The sequence below is a fragment of the Proteus sp. G4415 genome (genome assembly GCF_963896075.1).
Lineage (GTDB): Bacteria > Pseudomonadota > Gammaproteobacteria > Enterobacterales > Enterobacteriaceae > Proteus > Proteus mirabilis.
Map to the genome: position 1 here is coordinate 24,313 of NZ_CAWQOK010000121.1, position 7,679 is coordinate 31,991.

Annotated in this window: 7 protein-coding genes; 1 reads left to right on the plus strand and 6 read right to left on the minus strand. The window is 34.8% G+C overall.

Annotated features, from left to right (window positions below):
* Positions 1-34: 34 nt before the first annotated feature.
* The 6 genes from AACU95_RS13440 to AACU95_RS13465 form a co-directional block, all read right to left on the minus strand.
* Positions 35-1,183, minus strand: coding sequence for an aminomethyltransferase family protein (locus tag AACU95_RS13440; RefSeq protein ID WP_141192182.1), 1,149 nt, complete (start codon positions 1,181-1,183; stop codon positions 35-37).
* A gap of 30 nt (positions 1,184-1,213) precedes the next feature.
* On the minus strand, positions 1,214-1,534 hold the full coding sequence (locus AACU95_RS13445) for an acyl carrier protein (RefSeq protein ID WP_004246773.1): 321 nt from the start codon (positions 1,532-1,534) through the stop codon (positions 1,214-1,216).
* A 12-nt stretch (positions 1,535-1,546) separates the two neighbouring features.
* Positions 1,547-2,125, minus strand: a complete 579-nt coding sequence (locus AACU95_RS13450; RefSeq protein WP_004246772.1) for a 3-hydroxyacyl-ACP dehydratase FabZ family protein — start codon at positions 2,123-2,125, stop codon at positions 1,547-1,549.
* Between the two features lie 12 nt (positions 2,126-2,137).
* Positions 2,138-2,893, minus strand: a complete 756-nt coding sequence (locus AACU95_RS13455; RefSeq protein WP_036895773.1) for an SDR family oxidoreductase — start codon at positions 2,891-2,893, stop codon at positions 2,138-2,140.
* 21 nt (positions 2,894-2,914) lie between these two features.
* Positions 2,915-3,283 carry a holo-ACP synthase gene (gene acpS, locus AACU95_RS13460; protein ID WP_004246770.1) on the minus strand — a complete coding sequence of 123 codons (369 nt, stop codon included), beginning with the start codon at positions 3,281-3,283 and terminating at the stop codon, positions 2,915-2,917.
* A gap of 74 nt (positions 3,284-3,357) precedes the next feature.
* The gene (locus AACU95_RS13465; protein ID WP_141192183.1) at positions 3,358-5,874 is read right to left on the minus strand and encodes a two-partner secretion domain-containing protein; all 2,517 of its coding nucleotides are present in this window, start codon (positions 5,872-5,874) and stop codon (positions 3,358-3,360) included.
* 451 nt (positions 5,875-6,325) lie between these two features.
* On the opposite strand from AACU95_RS13465, the gene AACU95_RS13470 reads away from it, so the two are divergent.
* Positions 6,326-7,679, plus strand: a 1,354-nt coding sequence (locus AACU95_RS13470) for an NCS2 family permease (RefSeq protein WP_161737087.1), incomplete at its 3' end; no start/stop codon positions are given.

Here is a 7,679-nt window from a genome sequence, read left to right on the forward strand (position 1 = left end):
TAATAAATATCTTTGCTATAAATTTAATCTTTCATTATTGATGTCTTTCAAGATAACTATCTTCGGTTGGATTAATTATTAAACTTAAATTATTAACAAAGGGAATACTCGTTGTGATAAAATCAATATCACCATAAGCCGTTTTTATTTTATAGTCATCAATATCAACGTAAGCAAATTCTCGTTTTAATAATATTCTAGCAATATGTTCTTTTAATATAAAAGAGTATCCCACTTGAATAACTACGCCTATTTGTTCATTTTGGTAATAGATTGCATCGCCTTGTAAAATTGCAGCATTCTGAGGCATATTAATTATTCTTGCGCCAACTATTTTCTGATCTACCCCATTATCAGCACGTTGTTTTATTGCATCTTGACCAATAAATGCATCTTTATCGTAACTAATCGCCCATTGCATTTGTAACTCAATAGGACAGCGACTAAAAGGATTAATCACTTGAGGCTCCCAACAAGGATTTTCTAGTCGTATATTTTTTAAATCATCAACCCCGCCAATCTTTAAATCAAATTTCTCAGATAAAGTGCATAAATGTCGCCAAATAGACATTAACTTCTCTTCATCTCCCATAATGTGATAACAATATTCACCGTGTTTACCAACACGCATAGTAATGACATCTTCATCAACATACATAAACTCATGAAAAGGTAATCCAATAATATCCATACCGACGATTTCAGATAAAATTTCCCAAGCATAGGGGCCTTCCAGACAGATCATACGCCAATCTGGAGTAAGAGAAGTGATAGCATCAATTTGGTAGCATTCGCCCCGTTCATCTTGCTTATCTAATACTTTTTTTATCTGCTGGCATATGGCATCACTATTCATCCACTCTGAAATTAAAAAATAGTGTTCATTATCACATAGTACATAGGCATCACTTATTATTTTCCCTTCTTTATCTAGCAACAATGTATAAAGTAGTTGTTCATCACGAATAGATGAAATGTCTGCAGAAATAAGATAATTGAGTAACCGCCAAGCATCTTCACCAGAAATTTTCACCATGCCATAATGAGAAAAGTCTGTCATTAATATGCTATTTCTTACCGAGAAATAAGCCTCATGTTCATTAGTATAACGTTTGGGAAGTGTCACTCCATTATATTCACCTAATAATACATTCGCTTTATTTTCCATTTCAAAGTATTTCATAACATCTCCAATAAATAAAAATGATATAACTTAATTATTATTACTCTCATTTTTTTCTTGTTTTTCTCGCTGTTTATTTAAAATAAAGGTTGTTAGGCTATTTATTGTTCTCATATAAGAAGGATCATCACCTTCTGTAACTTGAATATTAAATTCATCATTAAGAAAGACAATTATCTCTGTGGCATCAACAGAATCTAATTTTAAACCACTACCAAATAACGGAGTATCATCATCAATTTGATTAATACTCTTATTTAAATTGAGTCGTTCAATAAGCCCTTCTTTGACTCGCTTTAACATTTTTTTTCTTTGTTCAATTTTTTCATTTAACTTATCGTCATTTTCCATACTATTAATATCCTAATTTTTATTTTGTTCAGAGTGATTATATTCTCTGAAATTAACTATGGTGCCATTAGCAATGATTTTCTTTCCCACTCTTGCCTCAACAGAATAGTGTTTAAAATTGCTTTTATCAGAAAATAATAGAATGCTTGTTATCTCTATGGTATCCCCTGGGTAAGCAGCATTTTTATACCTTAAATTTTGTGAGGCCAATACACCGGAAACTTTTCTTCGATGCTGAATTAAAATTCGTTCTGATCTCGGCTCATTAAGGGCTTTGGCTATTTCTTTAAATGTATTTAATTCAATATTGTGTTCTATTTTATAAATTGAACAAAAGTCATCAATAAAAGATAAATACTCACTCGTTTGACCAAAGATTTCCGCCACCATAACCCCTGGCATAACAGGATCGGTTGGAAAATGTCCTAATAAATAGGGATCATTAAAGGTGACATGTTTAATCGTTTTGATAATAGGTTTTTCACTAGGGACAAAATCGACAATCCTATCAACCATAATGGTCGGTTGTCGCCATGCCCCTAATTTTAAAAATAGTGTAGGAGGCAATAACGATTGATTATAGAGACTCATAAGGGTTACCTCTCATCGCATCACCATCCCACCATCAACAATTAATGTTTGCCCAACAATATAGCTCGATGCCTCGGAGCTTAAAAATACAATGGTATTGGCAACTTCAGCACTTGCTCCCAATCGTTGTAATGGAATAACCGATTTAATATGACGTACGACTTGGCGTGACACTTTTTTGACCATGTCAGACTCAATCATACCTGGTGCCACCGCATTGACTCGAATTCCTTTACCTGCCAACTCTGCAGCCAACGTATGAGTAAAACCTATAATTCCAGCTTTAGCGGCGCTATAGTTACTTTGCCCAATACTTGGAACAATCCCTGCAATAGAAGCAACATTAATAATGGTCGCTTTTTCTGCCGATCTTAATAAAAGCAATAACTGTTTAGTAAATTGACAAGTTCCTAATAAATTGGTTTTAATAACATATTCAAATTCACTTATATTTATAGCAGAAAATAATTCATCTTTAATTACACCTGCGTTATTGATTAATATATGAATAGCATTAGCATATGCCTTTAGTTTATCTAAAAAGTCATGAATTGATTTATCATTATTGATATCACATTGTAATATATGTAAGCGGTGACAATATTCACTCTCTTTTTTTAGCTTATCTAAGTTATTTCTATTTTGGTGATATAATGCATAAACATGACACTGCTGTTCAAGGTATTTCTGGCAAATTGCAATACCTATATCACCATTAGCTCCTGTAACAATCACATTCTTATTCTTTAGATCAGAATATATAAACATAATAAAACACCTATAAAAGCATCAATTAAAAATTGCAACAGCGACAGCATAATGATCACAATGAGAAATACTTAATAATGATTGGGTTATTTTTTTCTGCTTTAATAAATTAGAAAAATGGCCTGTAAAAAAATAACAAGGTGCGCCATATTCATCATGCCTTATTTCAATATCATGAAATAAAATCCCCAAACGAAATCCTGTACCTATTGCTTTTACAGCGGCTTCTTTAGCAGCCCAAAACCCTGCAACACGATGATAATTTTCATGAATTCTACCGATACTGTTTCTTTCATATTCAGTTAATAATCGCTGAGTTAACGGTTCACCACTTCTACATATTGCAATAGCCACCTTTTTTATTTCTATAATATCAGTTCCTATTCCCATATTATTTCATACTCAAGATGGTGTATCCTTTGATCTATGAGCGACAAAATATCGCTCATAGATAGGCTAAAATGTTATTTATTTAACGGCCCGACAACTTTACCTTTATTAGTAAAAGTGCCTTTATTATCGATAGTAATACTTTCTCTACCAACAATAATACCTGATTTTTCATTAGTAATATTCTCACCAGAAATAGTCGTGTCTTTTATTGAATTAAGAATGCCGCGATTAATAATATTTCCTGTCACACCTAATTCGAAACTATTTTTACCTGACATAATACTATTGCTGGCATTGGTATATTTACCATTTATATTTACACGTAAATGTTCTACACCAGAAATGACGCCATTGTTTTCAAAATCACGATTAACCGTCACTTCAGTATCACCACTCGACGCAATAACACCTTTTAAGGTATTACTTTCAACCGAACCTGTACTGTTATTTTTCAGTGTATCGGTTTGCAGTGTTAATTTATCCTGGCCAAACAATGTGCCTTGTGAATTGGTAAAGGTGCTTGTCACTACAGAGGCATTTTTATGTGATGCAATAGTACCACTGGTATTATCAACAGAGGTGAATTTAAGCTCCATATCCCCATTTTCTGTTACAATACGTCCTTTATTACTCACTAATTTATTACCGCTTAATTTCATTTCTCCTTTACTAATTAATCCCCCTTTCTGATCAGGTTGCCCCAGATAAAAGCCCATTTCTGTTTTGAAATCTAAACTGCTGTTATTCGTCAGTTCTGGTGTATCAATCTCTAATTTCTGTTCAGTGATCACAAATCCTGATGTGTTATTAAATTTATCTGTTTTAAAATAAATAGCGTCTCCTTTAATAACACCTTTATTATTATTTATATAAGGCGCACTGATAGTGACACTATCGCCTTCTAAGTAAAAAACACCAAAGTTATTATCTAATGTCTGGGAGAAAGTCACATTAGCACCAGTTTTAGATGCTAAGCCACCATAGAGGTTTTTGATCTTATCACTACTAAATGTCAAGTACCCCCCTGATTTTATATGTCCCCATTTATTGGTAATGTCGCCTTTGTTAGTGAAGTTCATATCGCCATCGGTGGCAATAATCCCTTGGTCATTATTCAGTCCAGCAATATTAACTGTCATACCATCCAGACCACTAAGAATACCTAATGAATCATCGCTAGCAGTATCTGCAGTCATGCCGGTATTTTTCAGCGCCTTACCATTAGTATCAATTTCAACACGAGTAACTGAGCGTAGGCGGCTATGGGTATTATTCATTGCGCCACTATTAATACTAATATCCCCTGACGCATCAATATAAGCATCAATATTATTGAAGTCTTTTAGGTTAGTATTAATATCAATGACACTTTTAGAATTGATTTGACCCTCTTTATTATTAAATAAGCCACTATTAATCTTAATACCATTAGTAGCAGAAATACCGACGCCTTCACCGACCGTTGCAGTATTCGTTATTGGTTTACCGTTTGTCTGAATATCTAATTTATCTTTACTTGCAATATAGGAGGCATTGTTTTTAAATTCACCACTATTGATAGTTACATTTCCATCAGCAGAAATATTACCACCAGAGATATTATCAACTTTCGCTTCTTTTGTTTCTATTGAGATAGTTTTAGTACTTTGTATTTCACCAGTACTATTTGTAACACCTTTATCGAAAGCAAAATAGATATCCCCCTCAGATAAGAAGTTACCTTTATTATTATCAAGTGCACCGCTATGAATAAGCTCGATCCCTCCCCCAGCAGTTTCAACATTACCATTATTTTTCAGTGGTGAGTTAGCTTCAGTACCTATAAATTTTAGCGATGAGCTTCTCACTCCTGCATTCTTGACTATCTGCAAACTATATTTACTAGCAACGCCTGTTGGCTTTTGTGCAACCACCGTATTATCTTGTGCTTTAACTTCATTAGCGCCAGTTATCACATTCATATTAATACCAGATGCATCAAGAGGCGATTCAATAGAAACATTGCGGGCAATTAAATCAATCTGTTGCGCACTTTTATCAAAAGTGGCATTACCTTTAACAGTAATATTCCCTTTTTCCACTTTATAACTATCAACGGTATCATTTTGTATATTCACTTTCCCAGTAGTCAACACAACACGGTCAGCACTAAGAAAGTTACAGCTACTACAAATAATTCCAGCAGGATTAGATAAAATAACCCGTGCTTTTGTTCCGGCCACCTCAACAGGGCCATTTAACGTAATGGCTTTTTTAGCATTAACCTCAAGAGTAATCTCTTTTGCCGCACCGCTAGATAAATTACTATTACCGTCAATATGCCCCAATAATTGAGTATCAGCACCATCAGGACTATTATTTAATATTAACCCTGCTTCAGAAACATCAAAACTGGTTAATGAATTACTGGAATAGCCATTAATCGCTGCGGCAATATTAAGAATATCAACACTACTATTTTTTTGCTGTTGTTGCACAACAATATGAGCAGACGGATCAGCTTGTACTACTGTCGCCATATTTAACGTTGATAATACAGAGAAAACTAATAAATTAATTTTAAAAGAAACAATTTTTTTCCTATTCATTATAATTACCTTATATTAAGCAAAAAAGTTAATTAAATAATAAAATCTCTCTTTATTTAAAAGATCTATTAAGCACTAACAGGTGACAAATAAAATATAAAACAAAAAATCGATTGAAATTTACTGGTGAGTTAACTTTAGAGGAATATATTTATTTGGCAATAGGAAAGCATATTCATAATTAATTAGATCCCGAACTAAATAAAATGAAAACAATATAAATAATTACTCTGATAAAAATAATACCAATAGAGATATCATTTTATTTCTAATAACAAGACTTATTACTATAGGTATTAATGCTTAATTAAAACCTATACCTCCTTTATCTCTACAACACTTTTTCGTGATATGTTCGTCTTAAAACGCAATCGATTACTTTTTAGGTGCAGTTTCTAATTTATTTGTGTAGGATAAAGCGAAAAACATTTTTTTTTGGGATCTTTTGTCTATGAGCATGTCATCATCAAATTCTGCTCCGCAGAGTTTGCTCCAACGCCTGTTTAAACTTCAGGAACACGGCACCACGGTTCGCACAGAACTGATCGCCGGTGTCACCACCTTTTTAACCATGGTTTACATTATCTTTGTTAACCCACAAATTCTTGCTGCAGCCCATATGGATATTAAAGCAGTGTTTGTTACTACCTGCTTAATTGCCGCGTTCGGTAGTATTTTAATGGGACTGGTGGCTAATCTACCTATCGCCGTCGCACCCGCGATGGGTCTAAATGCCTTTTTTGCCTTTGTCGTAGTAGGAGCGATGGGGTATTCATGGCAAGTGGCCATGGGCGCTATTTTTTGGGGCGCAGTAGGTCTCTTTTTGCTTACTCTCTTTCGTATACGCTATTGGATAATAGCGCATATTCCGCTTAGTTTACGTGTTGGGATCACCAGCGGTATCGGTCTGTTTATTGCCATGATGGGCCTAAAAAACTCTGGGATCATTATTCCTAACAACGACACCATTGTGACTATCGGTAATTTTGCCTCCCACAATGTGTTATTAGGTGCTCTAGGCTTTTTTATTATCGCCATCCTTGCAGCTCGTAATATTCATGCGGCAATCTTAATATCGATTATTATCACTACGGTGATTGGCCTGTTATTAGGGGATGTTCAATATCAAGGTATCTTTGATATCCCCCCTTCTATTGCTCCCGTTGTAGGGCAGGTTGATATTGTTGGCGCATTAGATATTGGCTTGTCTGGGGTTATCTTTGCTTTTATGTTGGTTAACTTATTTGACTCATCCGGTACATTAATTGGTGTCACCGATAAGGCAGGTTTAACAGACGATAAAGGTAAATTCCCACGGATGAAACAAGCGCTCTATGTAGATAGTTTAAGCTCTGTCGCAGGCTCCGCCATGGGGACATCATCTGTTACCGCATTTATTGAAAGTACCTCTGGTGTTTCTGTTGGTGGTCGTACCGGATTAACTGCAGTTGTGGTCGGTATTCTTTTCTTGCTCGCCATTTTCTTATCACCACTGGCTGGCATGGTGCCAAGCTACGCTACCGCAGGGGCATTAATTTACGTCGGGGTGCTGATGACCTCCAGCTTAACGCGCGTAAAATGGGATGATTTAACTGAATCCGTACCAGCGTTTATTACCGCCGTGATGATGCCATTTAGCTTTTCTATCACCGAAGGTATCGCCCTTGGCTTTATCGCCTATTGTGTGATGAAAGTGGGTACTCTACGCTGGAAAGAAATTAATCTCTGTGTGGTGATCGTTTCACTGTTATTTATTCTAAAAATATTATTAATTGATACTCACGTCATTGATTTAAATAATTTAT